The sequence below is a fragment of the Streptomyces sp. HB132 genome (assembly GCF_016909575.1).
Taxonomy (GTDB): domain Bacteria; phylum Actinomycetota; class Actinomycetes; order Streptomycetales; family Streptomycetaceae; genus Streptomyces.
The window spans coordinates 208172-229148 of the sequence record NZ_JAFBGA010000004.1; the positions used below are offsets into that span (position 1 = coordinate 208172).

Annotated in this window: 16 protein-coding genes; 4 read left to right on the forward strand and 12 right to left on the reverse strand. The window is 70.3% G+C overall.

Features of this window, described 5'->3' with window-relative positions; translation table 11 throughout:
* Nucleotides 1-724 precede the first annotated feature (724 nt).
* Nucleotides 725-1246: a universal stress protein gene (locus tag JOC24_RS11895; protein WP_205020185.1), complete on the forward strand. Its 522-nt coding sequence runs from the start codon at nucleotides 725-727 to the stop codon at nucleotides 1244-1246.
* Between the two features lie 141 nt (nucleotides 1247-1387).
* On the opposite strand, the gene glmS is transcribed toward JOC24_RS11895, so the two are convergent.
* From glmS to JOC24_RS11955, 12 genes are all read right to left on the reverse strand, one after another.
* On the reverse strand, nucleotides 1388-3217 hold the full coding sequence (glmS, locus tag JOC24_RS11900) for a glutamine--fructose-6-phosphate transaminase (isomerizing) (protein ID WP_205020186.1): 1830 nt from the start codon (nucleotides 3215-3217) through the stop codon (nucleotides 1388-1390).
* Nucleotides 3218-3272: 55 nt separating this feature from the next.
* Nucleotides 3273-3548: a hypothetical protein gene (locus tag JOC24_RS11905; protein WP_205020187.1), complete on the reverse strand. Its 276-nt coding sequence runs from the start codon at nucleotides 3546-3548 to the stop codon at nucleotides 3273-3275.
* Nucleotides 3549-3704: 156 nt separating this feature from the next.
* A complete protein-coding gene (locus JOC24_RS11910) occupies nucleotides 3705-5492 on the reverse strand; it encodes an IucA/IucC family protein (protein ID WP_205020188.1) in 1788 nt (595 codons plus the stop codon).
* Nucleotides 5489-6064, reverse strand: a complete 576-nt coding sequence (locus tag JOC24_RS11915) for a GNAT family N-acetyltransferase (protein ID WP_205020189.1) — start codon at nucleotides 6062-6064, stop codon at nucleotides 5489-5491. Before JOC24_RS11915 ends, JOC24_RS11910 begins: the two co-directional genes overlap by 4 nt.
* Nucleotides 6061-7347: a lysine N(6)-hydroxylase/L-ornithine N(5)-oxygenase family protein gene (locus JOC24_RS11920; protein WP_239580312.1), complete on the reverse strand. Its 1287-nt coding sequence runs from the start codon at nucleotides 7345-7347 to the stop codon at nucleotides 6061-6063. The genes JOC24_RS11915 and JOC24_RS11920 overlap by 4 nt, the downstream gene beginning before the upstream one ends.
* Nucleotides 7331-8779, reverse strand: coding sequence for a pyridoxal phosphate-dependent decarboxylase family protein (locus JOC24_RS11925; protein WP_205020191.1), 1449 nt, complete (start codon nucleotides 8777-8779; stop codon nucleotides 7331-7333). Before JOC24_RS11925 ends, JOC24_RS11920 begins: the two co-directional genes overlap by 17 nt.
* A 154-nt stretch (nucleotides 8780-8933) precedes the next feature.
* Nucleotides 8934-9785, reverse strand: a complete 852-nt coding sequence (locus JOC24_RS11930; RefSeq protein WP_205020192.1) for a siderophore-interacting protein — start codon at nucleotides 9783-9785, stop codon at nucleotides 8934-8936.
* 72 nt (nucleotides 9786-9857) lie between these two features.
* The gene (locus tag JOC24_RS11935) at nucleotides 9858-10886 is read right to left on the reverse strand and encodes an ABC transporter substrate-binding protein (RefSeq protein ID WP_205020193.1); all 1029 of its coding nucleotides are present in this window, start codon (nucleotides 10884-10886) and stop codon (nucleotides 9858-9860) included.
* Nucleotides 10887-11206: 320 nt separating this feature from the next.
* A complete protein-coding gene (locus tag JOC24_RS11940) occupies nucleotides 11207-12373 on the reverse strand; it encodes an acyl-CoA dehydrogenase family protein (RefSeq protein WP_205020194.1) in 1167 nt (388 codons plus the stop codon).
* Nucleotides 12374-12380: 7 nt separating this feature from the next.
* A complete protein-coding gene (locus JOC24_RS11945) occupies nucleotides 12381-13310 on the reverse strand; it encodes a hydroxymethylglutaryl-CoA lyase (RefSeq protein ID WP_205020456.1) in 930 nt (309 codons plus the stop codon).
* A gap of 17 nt (nucleotides 13311-13327) precedes the next feature.
* A complete protein-coding gene (locus JOC24_RS11950; RefSeq protein ID WP_205020195.1) occupies nucleotides 13328-15376 on the reverse strand; it encodes an ATP-binding protein in 2049 nt (682 codons plus the stop codon).
* Between the two features lie 13 nt (nucleotides 15377-15389).
* Nucleotides 15390-17006, reverse strand: coding sequence for a carboxyl transferase domain-containing protein (locus JOC24_RS11955; RefSeq protein ID WP_205020196.1), 1617 nt, complete (start codon nucleotides 17004-17006; stop codon nucleotides 15390-15392).
* Between the two features lie 99 nt (nucleotides 17007-17105).
* Here JOC24_RS11955 and JOC24_RS11960 point away from each other — a divergent pair, with 99 nt between their 5' ends.
* The 3 genes from JOC24_RS11960 to glpK all read left to right on the forward strand — a co-directional run bounded on the left by JOC24_RS11960 (nucleotide 17106) and on the right by glpK (nucleotide 20755).
* Nucleotides 17106-17720, forward strand: coding sequence for an SACE_7040 family transcriptional regulator (locus JOC24_RS11960; RefSeq protein ID WP_205020197.1), 615 nt, complete (start codon nucleotides 17106-17108; stop codon nucleotides 17718-17720).
* A 587-nt stretch (nucleotides 17721-18307) separates the two neighbouring features.
* Nucleotides 18308-19153: an MIP/aquaporin family protein gene (locus JOC24_RS11965; protein ID WP_205020457.1), complete on the forward strand. Its 846-nt coding sequence runs from the start codon at nucleotides 18308-18310 to the stop codon at nucleotides 19151-19153.
* 78 nt (nucleotides 19154-19231) lie between these two features.
* Nucleotides 19232-20755, forward strand: a complete 1524-nt coding sequence (gene glpK, locus JOC24_RS11970; RefSeq protein WP_205020198.1) for a glycerol kinase GlpK — start codon at nucleotides 19232-19234, stop codon at nucleotides 20753-20755.
* Nucleotides 20756-20977: the final 222 nt, after the last annotated feature.

Sequence of the window (20977 nt, forward strand, 5' to 3'; positions counted from 1 at the left end):
CTCATGATCGAATCTACTGCGTCCCGTGGTGCCGACGTGACACGTTCCCCCACCGGCACTATGTCGACAAGGCAACTTGGCGCGAAGCGTTCGATCACGAAGCGTTCCACTCGTAGGCCCCACAGGGAAGTGCGCATCGCGATCATGGCGCGTCCCCATAGGTTCAAAGCGTACCGCGCGGTCTATTCCTGCCTGGTGGCACGTGGGTTGGGCGGCTGTGCGACCAATGAAATCGGGTGGAGGCGAAGTTGGCTGAAAACCGATGGTTGTGCGTACGTAATCCAGTCATGCGACCGGCGTACGCCCCCTGGCCTCATGCGTCGTCACCCGCCCCGACGGCCCCTCGGGGCGGTCGGCGCACCGGATGTCGACGATGCGCAGTCGCGCGATGGCGGGGTGTGACGGTCCGGCCCGGAGGGCCGGGCGACGCATTCGGCCGTCCTGGCCGGGTCGCCGCGAGGGCCGGCCGGAGGCTCCGGGAGGAACCCGTCAGAGCCTCCACGAGCTGGATGTACGACGCAACCGGCATTGCCATACAGGGGCAGTGTCCGGCATGCTCCCTCCAGCCCCGCCTGCGCCGTGCGAGGGCTGGGCAGTGGAGGAGTGGCGCCGTACCCTTGGGGGTAGGGGGTTGGGAAGATGTTTCCCGGACACCGCTTCATCGCTCGCAGACACACCTCCAAACCGCTCCCTCCTCACGAGGACTCTCTTCGCCGAGACACCGATGGCCGGTCACGAAATCCCTGAACCCGCAGACCGCAAGCAGGTAGCCGACCCCGGGTCGGAACCTCTGACGGTCGAAGAGTCGCGCCCTTCCTGCGATCCCGCCTTCCGTCATGGCGTCGTGGTCGGCTTCGACGGCTCCATGTCCAGCGAGCGGGCCCTCGCGTACGCCATCGGCATGGCACACCGGCACAGCTCGGGGCTGATCATCGTCCACGTGGCCAACCGGCTTCCGACCACGGTGTGGGCGGGCTGTGAGCCGCCCGTCTTCGTCGATGTGCCCGATCACCGCACCGAGGTCCTCGGTCTGGAGCTGGCGTGCGCCGACTATCTCGCCGAGGTCCCCTGGGTGCTCGTGGAGCGCGGCGGGGACATCTGCCACGAGCTGGAGGAGGTCGGCCGGGAGTATTCGGCCGACGCCATCGTGGTCGGTTCGACCCACGGCATCGTGGGCCGGATCTTCGGATCCGTGGCCGGCCGCCTCGCGCGCCGCGCCCAGCGCCCGGTCATCGTCATCCCCTGACACGCACCCTGACACGCGCGCGCCGCCCCGGACGCACGTCGGCGGCCCTCCGGCGGGACCGCCGACCCCGCTCGCACCAAGGGCCCCTGACGTCACGTCAGGGGCCCTTGGTGTGCCTCGGGTGAGCCCCGGGGGCAGCCGCTACTCGACGGTGACCGACTTCGCCAGGTTGCGCGGCTTGTCGATGTCACGGCCCATGGCCAGAGCGGTGTGGTAGGCCAGCAGCTGCAACGGGATGCCCATCAGGATCGGGTCCAGCTCGTTCTCGTTCTTCGGGACGACGATCGTGTGGTCGGCCTTCTCCTGCTCGCGGTGGGCGACGGCGAGGATGCGTCCGCTGCGGGCCTTGATCTCCTCCAGTGCGGCGCGGTTCTTGTCCAGCAGGTCGTCGTCCGGGACGATCGCGACCGTGGGGAGCGCCGGCTCGATGAGCGCGAGAGGGCCGTGCTTGAGCTCGGAGGCCGGGTAGGCCTCCGCGTGGATGTAGGAGATCTCCTTGAGCTTCAGGGAGGCCTCCAGTGCGACGGGGTAGCCCCGGACGCGGCCGATGAACATCATCGACTGCGCGCCCGCGTACTCCTCGGCCAGCTTCTTGATCTCGTCCTCGGACTCGAGGATCCGGCCGATCTGCTCGGGCAGCTTCCGCAGGCCCTCGATGATCCGCTTGCCGTCGGAGACCGACAGGTCGCGGATGCGTCCCAGGTGCAGGGCGAGCAGCGCGAAGGCGACGACGGTGTTGGTGAAGCACTTCGTGGAGACGACGCAGACCTCGGGGCCCGCGTGGACGTACATGCCGCCGTCCGCCTCGCGGGCGATCGCCGAGCCGACGACGTTGACGACGCCCAGGACGCGTGCGCCCTTGCGCTTGAGCTCCTGCACCGCGGCCAGCACGTCGTAGGTCTCGCCGGACTGCGAGACGGCGACGTACAGGGTGTCGGGGTCCACGACGGGGTTGCGGTAGCGGAACTCGGACGCGGGCTCCGCGTCCGCGGGGATGCGGGCCAGCTCCTCGATGAGCCCGGCGCCGATCATGCCCGCGTGGTAGGACGTGCCGCAGCCGAGGATCTTGATCCGGCGGACCCCGCGGGCCTCGCGGGCGTCCAGGTTCAGGCCGCCCAGGTGCACGGTGGAGAAGCGGTCGTCGATGCGGCCGCGCAGCACACGGTCCACGGCGTCGGCCTGCTCGGAGATCTCCTTGTGCATGTACGTGTCGTGGCCGCCCATGTCGTACGACTCGGCCTCCCACTCCACGGTGGTCGGCGTGGCCGTCGTGCTCGAGCCCTCGGTGGTGTACGTACGGAAGTCGTCGGCCTTGAGGGTGGCCATCTCGCCGTCGTCCAGGGTGACGATCTGGCGGGTGTGCGCGACCAGGGCGGCCACGTCGGAGGCGACGAACATCTCCTTCTCGCCGATGCCGAGCACGACCGGGGAGCCGTTGCGCGCGACGACGATGCGGTCGTTGAAGTCGGCGTGCAGGACGGCGATGCCGTACGTGCCCTCGACGGACTTCAGCGCCTCGCGGACCTTCTCCTCCAGGGTGGAGGCCTGGGCCCGGGCGATCAGGTGGACCAGCACCTCGGTGTCGGTCTCCGAGAGGAACACGGTCCCGTCGGCGACGAGCTTCGCGCGGAGCTCGGAGGCGTTGTCGATGATTCCGTTGTGGACGACGGCGACCTTGTTCTCCGCGTCCAGGTGCGGGTGCGCGTTCTCGTCGCTCGGGGCGCCGTGGGTGGCCCAGCGGGTGTGGGCGATGCCGGTGGTGCCGGCGAACCGCTTGGGCACGCGGGCCTCCAGCTCGCGGACCCGGCCCTTGGCCTTGACCGTCTTCAGCACGCCCGGCCTGCCCGCCGCGGCCTTGCCGGTGATGACGATGCCAGCGGAGTCGTAGCCCCGGTACTCAAGCCGCTGCAGGCCCTCGAGCAGCAGCGGAGCCACGTCACGCTTCCCGATGTAACCGACGATTCCGCACATGGGTTTCTGCCCCTCGATCGACGTACAGTTCCGTGCCCGACCCGCGTGTCCCGCTTCAGCCGTAGACGATGCGGCGCAGCTGCCGGAGCGAGAGCTCCTGCGGCGCCACCGCGCGGTGCGGCAGCTCGGCCGCGATCCGCTCGAAGATCTCCGCGTTCACCAGGCCGCCCGCCTGCAGCTCGCGGTGGCGGCGCCGGACGAAGTCCTCGGTCGTCTCGTCGAAGTACGCCAGCACGTCGAGGATCACCCTTGCGGCCTCGCCGCGCTGGAGCGCGGTGGAGCGTACGAGGTGGTCGATGAGGTCGTCATGCGTCTGGCGGCGTTCGAGCACTCGTCGATATTGCGTGGATCGGTGGAGCTATGCAAGAAATCTGCCCGATATCGGGCAGGAATCTCATTCGATGAGACCTTTATGTCGCATATGTCGCAAATAACCTTAGATTCCGATCCGGCCCCGCCCGGGGAGGGGCGGGGCCGGATGCCCGGCTCAGTACGCCGCGATGGGGTTCCGCAGCGTGCCGGTCAGCTGGAGCGCGCCCGCCGGGTCCTCCAGGTCGACCATCTGCCGGTTGTTCCGCAGCTGGAGCCGGTTCAGGCAGGACAGCGCGAACTCCTCCGTGAACATGTCGTACTGCTTGAACTTGTCCGCGAGGTGCGGCACCGAGTCCTGGTAGCCCCTGACGCAGGCGGCGACCGTCCGCCAGAAGGTCTCCTCGTCGAGGACCCCCTCGGTGGCCAGGTCCGCCCCCAGGAAGCGGAGGAAGCAGTCGAAGACGTCGGTGAAGACCGACAGCAGTTTCATGTCCTCGGGGACCTCGGCGCGGATCCGCTCGACCTGGGGCGGCAGCACCGCGTCCGGGTCCAGGACGGCGATCTCCTCGGCGATGTCCTTGAACACCGTCCGGCGCACGACGCCGTCCTCGACGACCAGGATCACGTTCTCGCCGTGCGGCATGAACACCAGGTCGTAGGCGTAGAAGCTGTGCAGCACCGGCACCAGGTACGCGTCCAGGTAGCGCCGCAGCCAGTCGGCCGGGTCCAGCTCCGACTCGGAGATCAGCGCACCCGCCACCGAGCGGCCCTCCGCGTCGGTGTGGAGCAGCGAGGCCATGGTCGCGAGCCTCTCGCGCCCGGTCAGGGTGGGGACCGGGCTCTCACGCCACAGTGCGGCGAGCATCTTCAGATACGGGGAGCCCTTGGTGGTCGCCGCCTCGTAGGACCGGTGGCGGTAACCGATCGCGGCCCGCTCCCGGATGATCGAGAACCCGGCGTCGCGCAGCAGATCGTCGCGCTCGATGAGGCCGGCCAGCCAGTCGTTGATCGCGGGGGTCGCCTCCATGTACGCGGCGGAGAGCCCGCGCATGAAGCCCATGTTCAGCACGGACAGTGCCGTCTTCACGTAGTGCTTCGCGGGGTGGTCGGCGTTGAAGAAGGTCCGGATCGACTGCTGGGCCAGATAGGTGTCCTCGCCCTCGCCCAGGCAGACCAGGTGCTGCTGGGCCACCTCGCCGGCGAAGGTCACGGCGAGCTTGTTCCACCACTGCCAGGGGTGGACCGGGATCAGCAGGTAGTCGTCGAGGTCGAGCCCGAGGTCCGTCATCCGGGCGGCGAACCCGCCCAGGGTCTTCTCGCCGAGCTCGCCGGCGATCAGAGTGGGGTAGTCGAGCCCGGCACCGGCCGTGAAGGTGGCGCGATCGCGTCGGGCCGCCAGCCAGACCAGCCGGATTCCGGTCGCGGCCTCGGGGGCGTAGGCGCGGTACTCGCCGACCCCGAAGCCGAGCCGCCCGTTGTTGGCGACAAAACAGGGGTGCCCCTCGGTCATCCCGGTCTCGACGGCCTGGAAACCGGCCACGGCGAGCTGCGCCGAGGTGGTCGGTTCCTTGGTCAGCTTGTACGCCGTTCCAGCCAGCGTGGAGGAGATCTCCTCCAGGTACACCGGCAGGACCTCCGCCGACAGGCCGAGCGTGGACCGCAGCTCGACGAAGAACTCCAGTGCGTCCAGGGGGAGGTCCGAGCCGTGCCGGTGACGGGTGATCGACGTGGCGTCGACCTGCCAGTGGTCCAGCGCGAAGCGGCGGGCGGCGAAGCGGTACTCGACCGTCCCGTCGTCGCTGCGCACGCTGTAGCGGCCGTCGTCGCCCGGGGCTGGGGCCAGCAGCCGTTCGTGCGAGAACTCGGCCAGCGCCTTGCGGATGAGCAGCCGGTTGGCGACGGCCCAGCCCTCCGGGGTCAGGTGGTCGACGGCGGCGGCAGTGGTGGTGGTGGGTGTGGTCATCGGTCTGCTCCCGTGGTCGCGGCCTCGAACTGCTCGCGGGTGCAGGCGCTGAGCAGGGCCCGCTTCTCCGGCTTGGCGATCTCGCGGACCACCTCGAAGCCGACGGCCTTGTTCAGGGCGTGCACCGCGGTGTTGGTGACGTCCGGTTCGACGACGACCCTGCGTGTGGCGGGATCGGCGAAGAGCGTCTTCATGACGGTGGTGATCACGGCGAGGGTGTAGCCGTGCACCGGGGTCTCGGGCGGGGCGACCAGGAAGTGCATCCCGATGTCGCCGGGCTCCGCCTCGTACAGGCCCTTGAGCTCGACCTCGGTGGGGTCGTAGCGTTCCATCAGGAAGGCGGGCTCGCCGTCGTGCAGCCCGATGAAGGCGTCGTGGTGCGGGTGGGCGGCTATCGCCGCGTACTCCCGCTCGACGTCCTCCAGGCGCGCGTCGCCCATCAGCCAGTAGGCCGACCTGGGGTGGGTGACCCAGCTGTGCACCACTTCGGCGTCGGACCGCCCTCCGGCCCGGCCGGGGGTGGTGTCCATGGGGCGGACGGTGAACGTCCCGAGGGTCTGCGTGCTGGTCATACGGCGAACTCCTGGAAGGCGACGGACTTCTCGACCGGGTAGTACTCGCGGCCGAGCAGCTCGCCGATGATGTAGGCGTTGCGATAGGCACCCATGCCCAGGTCGGGCGAGGTGATCGAGTGGGTGTGCACCCCGGCGTTCTGCAGGAAGATCCCGCGCCCGGTGATGTCGATGCTGTAGTTGCGGGCCACGTCGAAGCGGCCCCGGGAGTCGTGCCGGATGCGGTCGGCGACGGGCTCCAGGAAGGCCGGGGCGGCGTACCGGTAGCCGGTGGCGAGGATCAGGCCCTCGCTCTCGAGCTCGTAGTCGGTGCCCTGTTCCTCCTGGCGCAGGCCCAGCGTGTAGGTCCCCGTGGACTCCTCGTAACGCGCGCTGCGCAGAGACGAGTTCGTGAGCAGGCGGGTGGGGACGGGGCCCTGCACGTTCTTCTGGTAGAGCAGGTCGAAGATCGAGTCGATCAGCTCGCCGTCGATGCCCTTGAAGAGGCCCTTCTGGTCCGACTCCAGCCGGTAGCGGGTGTCCTCGGGCAGGGCGTGGAAGTAGTCCACGTACTCGGGCGAGGTCATCTCGAGCGTGAGCTTGGTGTACTCCAGCGGGAAGAAACGGGGGGACCGCGTGACCCAGTTCAGCCGGTAGCCGTGCACGTCGATCTCGGAGAGCAGGTCCTGGTAGATCTCGGCCGCGCTCTGCCCGCTGCCCACCAGGGTGATGGACTCCTTGGTCTGCAGCGCGGCTTTCTCCCGCAGATACCGGGAGTTGTGCAGGAAGTCGCCGCCCAGGCCGCGGCAGGCCTCCGGGATGTGGGGCGGGGTGCCGGTGCCCAGGACGAGATGCCGGGCGCGGAAGGCGCTGTCGGCGGTTCGGACGGTGTACAGGCCGTCGTCCTCGCCGTACGTAACCGACTGGACGGTCTGGTTGAAACGGACGCTGCTCAGTCGGGCGGCCGCCCACCGGCAGTAGTCGTTGTACTCGGTGCGCAGCGGGTAGAAGTTCTCCCGGATGTAGAACGAGTAGAGCCTGCCGCGCTCCTTCAGGTAGTTGAGGAAGGAGTACGGGGAGGTCGGATCGGCCATCGTGACGAGGTCCGACATGAACGGAGTCTGCAGATGGGCCCCTTCGAGGAACATCCCCGAGTGCCACTCGAAGTCCGGCTTGGACTCCAGGAACACCCCGTTCAGCTCCTCGACCGGCTCGGTCAGGCAGGCCAGTCCCAGGTTGAAGGGACCCAGCCCGATCCCGATGAAGTCGTAGGGGTCGGCGAGGGGTTCAGGAAGCACGTTCAAGGGACTCTCCCAGGTACTGCTCGGCATGGCCGGCGATCAGATCGAGGACGGCGGCGATGTCGGCCACGGTCGTCTCGGGGTTGAGCAGGGTGAACTTCAGGTACTGGCTGCCGCCGACCTTCGTGCCCGCGACCACGGCCTCACCGGAGGCGAAGAGGGCCTTGCGGGCGTACAGGTTGGCGTGGTCGATGTCGGCGGGCGTCCCGGCGTGGGCGGGGACGTAGCGGAACACCAGGGTGGACAGCCGCGGCTCCACCACGACGTCGTACCGCGGGTCGGAGGCCAGCAGCCGCCAGCCCTCCGCGGCCAGGTCGCACACCTCGTCGAACAGCTCACCGATGCCGTCCGCGCCCATGGTGCGCAGCGTCATCCACAGCTTGAGCGCGTCGAACCTGCGCGTGGTCTGGAGGGACTTGTCCACCTGGTTGGGGATGCGCTCCTCGACGGTCCGCGCCGGGTTGAGGTACTCCGCGTGATACGTCGCATGACGCAGCGTCGACCGGTCGCGCACCAGCACGGCGGACGAACTCACGGGCTGGAAGAAGGACTTGTGGTAGTCGACGGTCACCGAGTCGGCGTGCTCGATCCCGTCGAGGAGCCCGCGCCGGGTGCGTGAGGCGAGCAGCCCGCAGCCGTAGGCGGCGTCGACGTGCATCCAGGCGGCGTACCGCTCGCAGAGCGCGGCGATCTCGGGCAGTGGGTCGATGGAGCCGAAGTCCGTGGTCCCGGCGGTGGCGACGACCGCCATGGGTACGGTGCCCTCGGCCGCGCAGCGTTCGAGGGCGGCGGCCAGCGCGACGGTCTGCATGCGCTTCTCGCGGTCCACGGGGACGGACACGACGGAATCAGGGCCGAGACCGAGGAGTTTGGCCGACTTCTGGACGCTGAAGTGGCTGCACTCGGAGGTGAGGATCCGCAGCCGGGTGAACTCCCCAGGGCTCAGCTTGGTCTCCTCGCGGGCCAGCAGCAGCGCCTGGAGGTTGGACTGCGTGCCGCCGCTGGTGAAGACGCCGTCCGCCGCGGGGCCGAGGCCGATGCGGGCTGCCGTCCAGTCGATCAGCCGGCGCTCGATCAGCGTGCCGCCCACGCTCTGGTCCCAGGTGTCCAGGGAGGAGTTGACGGCGGAGAGCACGGCCTCACCGACCACCGCGGGGATGACCACCGGGCAGTTGAGGTGCGCGAGGTATCGGGGGTGGTGGAAGTACACGGCGTCGCGGAGGTAGACCTCGCCGAGTTCGTCCAGGACGGCAGCCGTGTCACCGAGCGGCCGGTCGAGGTCGATGGCGTCGACGACGGGGGTGAGCCCGTCCACGCCCATGCCGCTGAACGGCTGCTCGGCGGAGGCGATTTGGGCCGCGACCTGTTCTACGCCCGCGGTGACGGAGCGACGGTAGTCCTCCGTCGTCGTGCGGTTGAGCAGGTGGGAACGCATGGAGGGGGCCTCCCGGGTGGGGACGTCGTCGCGGCCCTCCGGGCAGGGGCGAGGGGCGCGGCGCTTAAGTTAGGTAAGCCTAACCTAACAAGGCGCGTCGCGTTCGCCTTTTCTGGAGTTCCGTCACAGGAACTACACAATGCGTGTGCGTGCGTTACGCGGGCACCCGCGCCGCCTCTTCCCTCAACTGCTCCTCGCTCAGCCCTCGCCGCCAGTAGCCGACGAACGTGACGCGCCTGCGGTCGAACTCCCGCTCCCGGACGAGGTGGCGGCGCAGTCCGCGGACCCCCGCGGACTCACCCGCGATCCAGGCGTACGGCGTTCCCCCGGGCAGTTCGGCGGCGCGCACGGCATCCAGGGCGGAGGGGGCGCCCTCGTCCCGTACGAGCCAGGTGATGTGCGCGTCGGCCTCCGTGCGGAGCTCCAGCCGGTCCTGGGTGTGCGGAACTTCCAGCCAGACCCGGGCCCGTGTGCCGGCCGGCAGCCACTCCAGGGCGGCGGACGCGGCGGGCAGCGCCGTCTCGTCGGCGCAGATCAGCACCCACCCGGTGTCCTGCGGCGGCTGGAAGCGGACGCCGTTGTTGTCCCGGCCGGTGGGGCCCAGCACGGTGAGGCGCTGCCCCGGCACCGCGGCCTCCGCCCAGCGGCAGGCGGGCCCGCCGTGCTCGTGCAGTGCGAAGTCGATGTCGATCTCGGTGGAGCCGTCCGCCGCGTACCGCTGGGCGCGCACGGTGTACGACCGCATCACCGCCCTGACGTCGGGGGGCAGGGCACGCCAGGCCGGGAACCACTCGCCGTTCGCGTCGACCGGGACCACGGCCTCGGTCTGGCCCGGGTGCGGCAGGAAGATCGAGAGGCTCTGGTCCCGGCCCCCGGCGACGAAGCCGTCGCTTCCCGGTCCGCCGAGCGTGATTCTCCGCATCGACGGGCTCAGCCGGCAGGTCCGCAGGACCGTCAGTCCGAAGAACCGGAAGGGGGCGATGGCAGGTGCGGTGGCGGTCGTCATGCGAGCGGTCCTCCCAGGAACCGGAACTGCGACGGAGGTCCGGCCCGGAGCTGCCCGGGCCGGACCCGGAGGTCAGCCGACCTTCTTGGCCTTCTCGATGGCCTCGGCGAGGGCGTCGAGGATCGGCGCGCACTTGTCGTAGGAGTAGATGGGCTCGGCCGTACGCGGGATGACCTGACCCGCCTTCACGGCGGGCAGTCCCGCCCAGGTCGGCTTCGAGGTCAGTGCGTCGGGCTGCAGGGCCGAGGAGCGGTTGTCCATCATGATGATGTCGGCGTCGTACTTGTCGACGTTCTCCCAGCTCAGCTCCTCGAAGAAGCCGGCCTCGTTGACCTTCGGCTCGACGAACCGCACACCGAGTTCCTGGAAGTACAGGGTGTCGGCGGACGTCTTGGCGAGCGAGACGTAGAACAGGTCCTGGCTGGCCGAGCCGACCAGGACCTTGATGTTCGGCTGGGACTTGGCGGCGGCGCGCAGCCGGGCCGCGGCCTTCTCGAAGGCGGCCTTGGCGTCGGTGACCTTCTTGGCCTTCACGTCAGCGCCGAGGGAGGCGGCGAGGTCCTCGTGCCGCTGGATCGCCTTCGGGATCGTGGTCTGCGCCGCCCACAGGGCGACGCTCGGGGCCAGCTTGAGGATCTTGTCCTTGGACTGGTCCGGCACGTACCAGAGGGCGTCCTTCTCCCACATGGCGGTGACGAGGAGTTCCGGTGCGAGACCGGCGTACTTCTCGACGTTGAACTCGCCCCAGACGTTACCGAGGACCTCGACCTTGCTGATGTCGAGGTCGCCGGCCTGCACGTCGGCCTTGCCGTCGGTGGTCTTCGTCGGACCGAAGACGCCCTTGACCTCGACACCGTAGTCGTGGAGCGCTGCGGCCACCCCGATGAACGCGACGACGTTCTTCGGCGCGGAATCGGCCTCGGCCGTCTGCCCGCGGTCGTCCTTGAAGGACCAGGGGCCGGATTTCTCCGCACCCGAACCCGAGGTGGAGCCCTTCTCGTCGCCGTCGCCGCAGGCCGCGAGGACGGCGCCGAGGCCGACGGCGCCACCGACGGCCAGCAGGCCGCGGCGGGAGAGTGAGCTGGTCCGGACGTTGGACATGAGTGGGTCTGCTTTCGTACGCGCCCCAGGGCGCCCGCTGACGATTCGAAGGAAGGCTAGCCTAACCTCACATACGGCGGGCGGACAGGGCAAGGGGAGCGGCCGTTCCGTTATCCACGCAGAGAGAAGCCTCCCTCCCCGGTGGGGGGAGGGAGGCTCTTGGGGTCCGCTCTCAGCGGGTGGCCGGCCGCCGGAGCGCGTCGCCGTCCGGGGCGAACTCCGGCCTCCGGTCGGCCACATCGACGCGGGTCCTGGTCATGGAGGACCTCCGGGGGCCGGCCGGCCCCCGCCCGGGCGGCATCAACCGCTCAGCCCGTCCGTCAGGCGTGCATGCCCAGTTCACGGGCGATCAGCATCCGCTGGACCTCGCTCGTGCCCTCGCCGATCTCCAGGATCTTGGAGTCGCGCCACATCCGGGCCACCGGGTACTCGTTCATGAAGCCGTAGCCGCCGTGGATCTGTGTCGCCTCGCGGGCGTTGTCCACCGCCACCGTCGAGGAGTACAGCTTCGCGATCGCCGCCTCCTTCTTGAACGGCTCGCCCGCCACCAGCCGCGAGGCCGCGTCGCGCCAGCCGATCCGGGCCATGTGCGCCCGCATCTCCATGTCCGCGATCTTGAACTGGATGGCCTGGTTGGCGCCGATCGGCTTCCCGAAGGCGTGCCGCTCCTTCGCGTACTTCAGGGACTCGTCCACACATCCCTGCGCCAGGCCCGTGGAGAGCGCCGAGATGGCGATCCGGCCCTCGTCGAGGATCCGCAGGAACTGCGCGTACCCGCGGCCCTCCTCGCCCAGCAGGTTCGCCGCCGGGACGCGGACGTCGGAGAAGGACAGCTCGCGGGTGTCGGAGGCGTTCCACCCGACCTTGGAGTACGGCGCGGCCACCGTGAAGCCGGGGGTGCCGGAGGGGACGATGATCGCGGAGATGCGCGGGGCGCCGTTCTCCTTGCGGCCGGTGACCGCCGTCACCGTCACCAGCTCCGTGATGTCCGTACCGGAGTTGGTGATGAAGCACTTGGAACCGTTGATCACCCACTCGCCGGTGGCCTCGTCCAGCACGGCTGTCGTCCGTGTGCCGCCCGCGTCCGAGCCGCCGTCCGGTTCCGTCAGCCCGAACGCGCCCAGCGCCTCTCCCGCGCAGAGCTTCGGCAGCCACTGCCGCTTCTGCTCCTCCGTGCCGAACCGGAAGACGGGCATGGCACCGAGCGAGACCCCGGCCTCCAGCGTGATCGCCACGGACGAGTCGACCCGGGCCAGTTCCTCCAGGGCGATCCCGAGGGCGAGGTAGTCGCCTCCCATGCCGCCGTACTCCTCGGGGAAGGGCAGGCCGAAGAGGCCCATCCGCCCCATCTCCCGCACGATCTCGTACGGGAACTCATGGCGTTCGTAGAAGTCGCCGATCTTCGGGGCGATCACATCGTGTGCGAACTCCTCGACGGTGCGGCGCAGTTCCTCGTGCTCGGCGGTCAGCCGGTGGTCAAGGGACATCGGTGCTTCACTCCTTGTGGGACAGCGCGCGGACGGTACGGGACGGGCTCGGGCGGCCCAGTTGTTCGGCCATCCACACGCTCGTGGCGGTGAGTGCGCCGAGATCGACCCCGGTGTGGACACCGAGGCCGTCGAGCATCCACACGAGATCCTCGGTGGCGAGGTTTCCGGTCGCGCTCTTCGCGTACGGGCAGCCGCCGAGACCGCCCGCCGACGCGTCCACCGTCGTCACGCCGTACCGGAGGGCGGTCAGGGTGTTCGAGAGCGCCTGGCCGTACGTGTCGTGGAAGTGCACCCCGATCGTGGCGGTGGGGACCCCCGCGTCGTTCAGCGCGGCCAGCAGCCCCGTCACATGGCCCGGTGTGGCCACGCCGATCGTGTCGCCGAGCGAGAGCTCGTCGCAGCCGAGGTCCATCAGCGCCCTCGCGACGCGGACGACCTGGGCGACGGGTACGGCGCCCTCCCACGGGTCGCCGAAACACATCGACAGATAGCCGCGCACATGGACCCCCGCGTCCTTGGCGCGGGCCACGACCGGCTCGAACATGGTGAGTGACTCGTCGACCGTGCGGTTGAGGTTCTTGGCGGCGAACGTCTCGGTCGCCGAGCCGAACACGGCGATCCGGCGGGCTCCGAGCGCCAGCGCGCGGTCCAGGCCCCGCTCGTTCGGCACGAGGACGGGGAGCGCCACGTCCCCGACGTCCGCGACGTCCCCGAGCATCGGGAACAACTGCTCCGCGTCCGCCAGTTGGGGCACCCACTTCGGATGCACGAAGCTGGTCGCCTCGATGGTGGACAGCCCGGCCTCCGCGAGCCGGCGGACGAACTCCGCCTTCACCTCGGTCGGTACGACGGACTTCTCGTTCTGCAGTCCGTCGCGGGCGCCGACCTCGTGGATGCGGACCCGGTCCGGAAGCCCCGGCGCCGGAACCGTCATGGGCAGTCCGGTGTCGCTCACGCTTCCTCCTTCGGGGCCACCACGGCCAGGATCTGGTCCATGGCGACCGTGGCACCCGCGGTGACGTCCAGCTCGGTGACGGTTCCGGCGTGCGGGGCGGAGATGACGTGTTCCATCTTCATGGCCTCGACGACCAGCAGACTCTGCCCGGCCACGACCTCGTCGCCGACCGCCACCTTCACCACCGTGACGGTCCCGGGCATGGGCGCGGCAAGGGTGTCCGCGCCCGAGCGGCCGGCGCCGCCGAGGGACGCCTCGACCGGGTCGTGGTCCTGGACGTGCCAGGCGTCCCCGTCCCGGCCGAGCCAGACGCCCTCCGGGGACGTGGCCCTGCTGAACGTGTGGGTCAGGCCGTCGACCTCGACGACGACGCGCAGACCTGAGACCTCGACGAGCCTGGACCGCTCGGCGCCGGGCAGCGACGGCAGCGGGCCGCACGCGTCCGCGGTCTCCTCCCGGTCCCCGGCGTGGCCGAACGTCAGCCCGGCCCTGCCCTCCGCGCCCGCACGCAGACCCACCCGCACCGGCTCGTGGCCCGGGACCCGGAAGTGGTGGAAGGTCTCGGCGGGGGTGCCGCCCAGCCGCCAGCCGCTGGGCACCGAGAACGGATCGACCCAGCCGCCCACGGGTGCGGGGGAGCGCTGCCGCAGCAGCGCCGCCGCCGCGTACACCTCCTCCGGCACACCGTCCGGCACCAGGCCGTCCGCCTCCCGCTCCACCAGCCCGGTGTCCAGCTCGCCGGCGGCCACCGCCGGATGGGCCAGCAGCCGCCGCAGGAAACCGGCGTTCGTCGGGACGCCCAGCACCACCGTGTCCGCCAGCGCCGCCCGGAGCCGGCGCAGCGCCGTGGGCCGGTCGGGACCGTACGCGATGACCTTCGAGAGCATCGGGTCGTACGTGCTGCCGACCGGCACGCCCTCACTGAGCCCCGAGTCCGTCCGCACTCCGCCACCCTGCGGCTCGTGCAGGGCCAGCACCGTGCCGCCGGACGGCAGGAAGCCGCGGGCAGGGTCCTCGGCGCAGACCCGGGCCTCGACCGCGTGCCCGGTGAGCGTGATGTCCGCCTGCGCGTGGGGGAGCCGGCCGCCGGAGGCGACCCGGAGCTGCCACTCCACCAGGTCGAGGCCGGTGATCAGCTCGGTGACCGGGTGTTCGACCTGGAGCCGGGTGTTCATCTCCATGAAGTAGTACGAGGAGGGGTCGTTGCCCGGGACGATGAACTCCACCGTCCCCGCGCCGACGTATCCGCAGGAGCGGGCCGCCTGCACGGCCGCCTCACCCATCGCCGCACGGGTCTGCTCGTCCAGCAGGACCGAGGGCGCCTCCTCGATGATCTTCTGGTGGCGGCGCTGGAGCGAGCACTCACGCTCGCCGAGGTGCACCACGTTTCCGTGGCCGTCGGCCAGGACCTGGATCTCGATGTGGCGCGGCCGGTCGATCCACCGCTCCACGAGCAGCGTGTCGTCGCCGAACGACGCGCGCGCCTCACGCCGGGCGGCGGCGATCTCGTCGGCCAGCAGCGCCTCGTCCCGCACCAGCCGCATGCCCTTGCCGCCACCGCCCGCCGACGGCTTCAGCAGGACGGGCATCCCGATCTCCCGTGCGGCGGAACCCAGTTGGGCGTCGGTGAGCCCGCTCCCGGACGAACCGGGCACCACGGGCACACCGGCCGCGGCGACGGTCTCCTTGGCACGGATCTTGTCGCCCATCAACGAGATGGCCTCGGCGGGCGGGCCGATGAAGACCAGCCCCGCCTCCGCGCAGGCCCGGGCGAAACCCGCGTTCTCGGCGAGGAAGCCGTAACCGGGGTGGACCGCTTCGGCACCCGTGCGGCGGGCGGCGTCCAGAAGCCGCTCCACCGACAGATAGCTCTCGGCGGCCGGGGCGGGCCCGATCCGTACCGCTGTATCCGCCTCCCGGACGTGCCGGGCGTCCGCGTCGGCGTCGCTGAAGACGGCGACCGACCGCACGCCGAGCTCGCGCAGGGTCCGGATGACCCGGACGGCGATCTCGCCACGGTTGGCGACCAGAACAGTGCTGAACATGGAAGTCCTCACGTCACATCCGGAAGACGCCGAAACTGGGCTCACCCAGTGGGGCGTTGGCACACGCGGTCAGGGCGAGTCCCAGCACCTGCCGGGTCTCCGTCGGGTCGATCACACCGTCGTCCCAGAGCCGGGCGGTGGCGTAATAGGCGTTGCCCTGCTGCTCGTACTGCGCGCGGACCGGATCCTTGAAGGCCTCTTCCTCCTCGGCGGGCCACTCCTCGCCACGTCCCTCGATCTGGTCACGCTTGACGGTGGCCAGCACCGAGGCGGCCTGCTCGCCGCCCATGACGGAGATCTTGGCGTTCGGCCACATCCACAGGAAGCGGGGCGAATAGGCCCGGCCGCACATGGAGTAGTTGCCCGCGCCGTACGACCCGCCGACCACGACCGTCAGCTTCGGTACTCGTGTGCAGGCCACGGCCGTCACCATCTTGGCGCCGTGCTTCGCGATGCCGCCGGCCTCGTAGTCCCGGCCGACCATGAAGCCGGAGATGTTCTGCAGGAAGACCAGCGGAATGCCGCGCTGGTCGCACAGCTCGATGAAGTGGGCGCCCTTCTGGGCGGACTCGGCGAACAGGATGCCGTTGTTCGCGACGATGCCGACGGGATGGCCGTGGATCCGGGCGAAGCCGGTGATCAGCGTCTGGCCGTACTCCGACTTGAACTCGGCGAAGCGCGAGCCGTCCACCACCCGGGCGATGACCTCGCGCACGTCGTAGGGCGTGCGCGAGTCGACGGGGACCGCCCCGTACAGCCCGGCGGGGTCCGCCTTCGGCTCCTCGGCGGGCTCCACCGACCAGGGGAGCGGGCCGCGGTCCGGGAGGGTCGCGACGATGTTCCGCACGATCCGCAGCGCGTGCGCGTCGTCCTCGGCGAGGTGGTCGGTGACCCCGGACGTGCGGGAGTGGACCTCGCCGCCGCCCAGCTCCTCCGCCGTCACGACCTCGCCGGTGGCGGCCTTCACGAGCGGCGGGCCTCCCAGGAAGATCGTGCCCTGGTTCCGGACGATGACGGCCTCGTCGCTCATGGCCGGGACGTACGCCCCGCCCGCCGTGCAGGATCCGAGCACCGCGGCGATCTGCGGGATGCCCGCCCCCGACATCCGGGCCTGGTTGAAGAAGATGCGCCCGAAGTGGTCCCGGTCGGGGAACACCTCGTCCTGCATCGGGAGGAACGCGCCCCCCGAGTCCACCAGGTACAGGCAGGGCAGCCGGTTCTCCAGGGCCACCTCCTGGGCGCGGAGGTGCTTCTTCACCGTCATCGGGTAGTACGTGCCGCCCTTGACGGTCGCGTCGTTGGCGACGATCACGCACTCCCGGCCGCTGACCCGCCCGATCCCGGCGATCACACCGGCGGCCGGCGCCGCGCCCCCGTACAGCCCCTCTGCGGCCAGGGGCGCGAGCTCCAGGAAGGGTGAGCCCGGGTCCAGCAGCGTGTCCACCCGCTCCCGGGGCAGCAGCTTGCCGCGCGCCACATGCCGGGCGCGTGCCTTCTCACCCCCGCCGAGCCGTGCCGTGGCGAGCCGCGTGCGCAGCTCCTCGGCGAGCGCGTGATGCGCCGCCTCGTTGGCCTGCCAGGCCTCCGAGGCGGGATCGGCCGCGCTCACCAGGACCGGTGCCTGCTGCATCCTGTCGAGCCCCCTTGCCCGTACCGCGATAGTTAATGAGCGTTAACGCGTGACGCTCAGGTTAACGAGCGCTAACCCGCCTGTCTAGAATGAATCCTCATGAGCACCCATGCCGCCGCCCGTGTCGCGGCACCCACCCGCCGCGAGCAGATCCTCCGAGAGGCGGCCCGCCTCTTCGCCGAGCGCGGCTTCCACGGTGTCGGGGTCGACGAGATAGGAGCCGCGGTCGGTATCAGCGGTCCCGGCCTCTACCGCCACTTCCCCGGCAAGGACGCGATGCTCGCCGAGCTGCTCGTCGGCATCAGCGAGCGGCTCCTCGCGGGCGGACAGCTCCGCGTGTCGCAGGACGGGGCGTCGGCGGACAGCAGTGCGGAAGCACTCCTGGACGCCCTCATCGAGGGCCACATCGACTTCGCCCTGGACGACCGCCCCCTGATCACCCTCCACGACCGTGAGCTGGACCGGCTGCGCGACACCGACCGCAAGCGGGTGCGCAGGCTCCAGCGGGAGTACGTCGAGGTCTGGGTCGATGTCGTCCGCGCGCTCTACCCCGCCCTCCCCGAGAACGAGGCCCGCGTCACCGTGCACGCGGTGTTCGGCCTGCTCAACTCCACCCCGCACCTGGCCCGCCCCGAAGCGCTCCCCGGCCGTGCGGCCACAGCGGCGCTGCTGCACCGGCTGGCCCGCGGGGCGTTCGCGGCGGCGGGTTCCTGAGCGGTCCGCGGGAGGAGGCGCCCCGGCGCGCGCACGTCGCCGCGCCGGACACCGCGGACTCGCCAACCACGTGCCTCCGTCCGTGGGCCACGCGCCGCATGCCGCCCTTCGGGTGAAGCCGCGCGGGTGTCGGCCCCGATGGAAGAGCTGAGTCGGTCATGCTGGCCCGCAGTTGCCGCAACCCCCTGGAACGTCGGTGCGGGCGCACCTCCTCGGGCCGTCGGACAGCAGTCGGGGCCCGACGGAATCGAGGAGCCACACGTGCAGGCGTACCGAGGCGTTCTGCGGCATCCGTCCCGGCGGGGCCAGGTGCTGCGGCGCATCGGTGAGATGGCCGCGGGTGCCGTGCCGGCGGATGCGCGATCCCACGCCGCACCCCACGCACGGCTCGGTCGGACAGACCTGGCGATATCCCTCGGCGCCTCTGCCTGACGCCAGGGGCCCGACGCGCGCGGTGGAGAGCGTCGTACCGCCCGCCGCAGCGAGCGCGGGGCCGCCAGATGTTGCAATCCGACCGAGGAAGGCCGATAGCTGTGGCTGAACGCACGACACGTCGACGGGGATACCGCGAGGGTCTCGGCGGCGAAATGCTCGCCGAATTCCTGGGTACCTTCGTACTCATTCTCCTGGGCGTCGGTTCGGTGGCCCTGACGGTCACCGGCCTGCCCGGGTCCGGGCGCCAGACAGACCCCTTCGGCGCCGCCGACTGGATCATCATCTGCTGGGGCTGGGGTCTCGGAGTGGTCTTCGGCGTCTATGTCGCCGGTGGCGTGAGCGGCGCGCACCTGAACCCGGCGGTCACGCTGGCCTTCGCCGTCCGGCGCGCGCTGGGCTGGCGGAAGGTGGGTCCGTACTGGCTCGCCCAGGTGATGGGAGCCTTCGTGGCCGCCGCACTGGTGTACGCGTCGTACCGGTGGGCGATCGACTTCTTCAACCAGAAGGAGGGGCTGGCCCGGGACGAGTCGCTTCCCACCTTCTCGATCTTCGCCACCTTCCCCGCCGAGTACTTCGGGGACTCCTGGTGGGGTCCGCTGCTCGACCAGATCGTCGGCACCGGCATTCTGCTCCTCCTGATCTGCGCGGTCACCGACAGCCGGAACATGGCACCACTGGCCAACCTCGCCCCCTACATCACCGGTCTCATCGTCGTGGCGATCGGAATGACCTTCGGGACGAACGCCGGGTACGCGATCAATCCCGCCCGCGACTTCGGGCCCCGGCTGTTCGCGTACTTCGAGGGCTGGGGCGACATCGCGTTGCCGGGCACCTTCGACTGGTACAGCGGCTACTGGTGGATCCCCATCGTCGGACCGCTCATCGGCGGAGTCATCGGCATGTTGGTCTACGACCTGATCATCAGCCCGTTGGTCAAGGTGCGGAGCGGCCCGGAGCAGGAGGGCCGCGTCCCCGACAGGCCGACGGCGGAGGGCTGACCCCGGCGGCCCGGGAGCGGTCACGCAAGGAAACCGGTCCGATCGCGGACCTCAACACCAGGAGAAGGGACGGCAGCGATGCCGGAGTTCATCGGCGCGGTGGATCAGGGGACCACCAGCACCCGTTTCATGATCTTCGATCACGCAGGTAACGAGGTGGCCCGGCACCAGCTTGAGCACGACCAGATCCTGCCGCGGTCGGGGTGGGTCGAACACGACCCCGTGGAGATCTGGGAACGCACCAACACGGTGATCCAGAACGCCATCCGGACCGGTGGCCTGAAGGCGTCGGACCTCAGGGCGATCGGGATCACCAACCAGCGGGAGACCACGGTGGTCTGGGACCCGCGCACGGGACGCCCGTACTACAACGCCATCGTCTGGCAGGACACCCGCACGGACAGCATCGCCGCAGCCCTGGAGCGCGACGGTCACGGGGAGGTCATCCGGCACAAGACGGGCCTGCCGCCCGCCACCTACTTCTCCGGCGGCAAGATCAAGTGGCTGCTCGAGAACGTGGACGGGCTCCGCCAGGAAGCCGAGGCGGGCAACGCCCTGTTCGGGAACACGGACGCGTGGGTGCTGTGGAACCTCACCGGCGGGCCGAACGGCGGTGTGCACGCCACCGACGTCACCAACGCCAGCCGCACGATGCTGATGAACCTGGAAACGCTGGACTGGGACGACGAGCTGCTGGGCATCTTCGGGATCCCGCGCGCGATGCTGCCGAGCATCCACCCCTCGTCGGACGCGGAGTCCTACGGCACCGCCCGTACGTCACGGCCGCTGAACGCCGCCATTCCGATCACCGGTGTCCTCGGCGACCAGCAGGCGGCCACGGTCGGCCAGGTCTGCTTCGCGCCGGGCGAGGCCAAGAACACCTATGGCACCGGCAACTTCCTCGTCCTCAACACCGGGACGGAGCTGGTGCGTTCGCGCAGCGGCCTGCTGACCACCGTGGCCTACCAGTTCGGCGGGAGCCCGGTCGTCTACGCGCTGGAGGGCTCCATCGCCGTCACCGGCGCGGCCGTGCAGTGGCTGCGCGACCAGCTGAAGATCATCAGCACCGCTGCGGAGAGCGAGCCACTGGCCCGGTCGGTGAAGGACAACGGCGGGATGTACTTCGTACCCGCCTTCTCCGGGCTGTTCGCACCCTACTGGCGCTCCGACGCGCGAGGCGCGATGGTGGGCCTGGCCCGCTACAACACCAACGCGCACATCGCGCGCGCCACCCTGGAGGCCATCTGCTACCAGAGCCGCGACGTGGTGGACGCGATGGAACAGGACTCGGGCGTGCACCTGGACGTGCTCAGGGTCGACGGCGGCGTGACCGCCAACGACCTGTGCATGCAGATCCAGGCAGACGTGCTGGGCGTGCCGGTGAGCCGCCCGGTGGTCGCCGAGACCACGGCGCTCGGCGCGGCCTACGCGGCAGGGCTCGCCACCGGCTTCTGGAGCGACACCGACGAGCTGCGCTCCCACTGGCAGGAGTCGAAGCGCTGGGAACCGAAATGGAGCGAGGAGCAGCGCCAGGAGGGGTACGAGGGATGGAAGCGGGCCGTGGAGCGCACCCTGGACTGGGTGAAGGTGAAGACCGACTGATTGCGCGGTGACGCCTGCTTCGCTCGGTCCGTGAGCCGTCGGCCGACGGCTCACGGACCGAGAACCGTCGGCCGACGACGCCGTGGGCGGCACCGGGGACCTTGGCCCCCGGCGCCGCCCACGGCGTTTCGACGCACCGGGCGGGCCGCGGTCCGCGTCCGCGTTCCATCCGTGGTGCAGGACACCGGGCACACGGCGCGTCACCGACGGCACAATGGGTGC

Coding starts and splice junctions, on each gene's coding strand:
- JOC24_RS11895 (WP_205020185.1), top strand. CDS start 725: ATGGCCGGTCACGAAATCCCTGAACCCGCAGACCGCAAGCAGGTAGCC.
- glmS (WP_205020186.1), bottom strand. CDS start 3,217: ATGTGCGGAATCGTCGGTTACATCGGGAAGCGTGACGTGGCTCCGCTG.
- JOC24_RS11910 (WP_205020188.1), bottom strand. CDS start 5,492: ATGACCACACCCACCACCACCACTGCCGCCGCCGTCGACCACCTGACC.
- JOC24_RS11915 (WP_205020189.1), bottom strand. CDS start 6,064: ATGACCAGCACGCAGACCCTCGGGACGTTCACCGTCCGCCCCATGGAC.
- JOC24_RS11925 (WP_205020191.1), bottom strand. CDS start 8,779: ATGCGTTCCCACCTGCTCAACCGCACGACGACGGAGGACTACCGTCGC.
- JOC24_RS11930 (WP_205020192.1), bottom strand. CDS start 9,785: ATGACGACCGCCACCGCACCTGCCATCGCCCCCTTCCGGTTCTTCGGA.
- JOC24_RS11935 (WP_205020193.1), bottom strand. CDS start 10,886: ATGTCCAACGTCCGGACCAGCTCACTCTCCCGCCGCGGCCTGCTGGCC.
- JOC24_RS11940 (WP_205020194.1), bottom strand. CDS start 12,373: ATGTCCCTTGACCACCGGCTGACCGCCGAGCACGAGGAACTGCGCCGC.
- JOC24_RS11945 (WP_205020456.1), bottom strand. CDS start 13,310: ATGACGGTTCCGGCGCCGGGGCTTCCGGACCGGGTCCGCATCCACGAG.
- JOC24_RS11950 (WP_205020195.1), bottom strand. CDS start 15,376: ATGTTCAGCACTGTTCTGGTCGCCAACCGTGGCGAGATCGCCGTCCGG.
- JOC24_RS11955 (WP_205020196.1), bottom strand. CDS start 17,006: ATGCAGCAGGCACCGGTCCTGGTGAGCGCGGCCGATCCCGCCTCGGAG.
- JOC24_RS11960 (WP_205020197.1), top strand. CDS start 17,106: ATGAGCACCCATGCCGCCGCCCGTGTCGCGGCACCCACCCGCCGCGAG.
- JOC24_RS11965 (WP_205020457.1), top strand. CDS start 18,308: ATGCTCGCCGAATTCCTGGGTACCTTCGTACTCATTCTCCTGGGCGTC.
- glpK (WP_205020198.1), top strand. CDS start 19,232: ATGCCGGAGTTCATCGGCGCGGTGGATCAGGGGACCACCAGCACCCGT.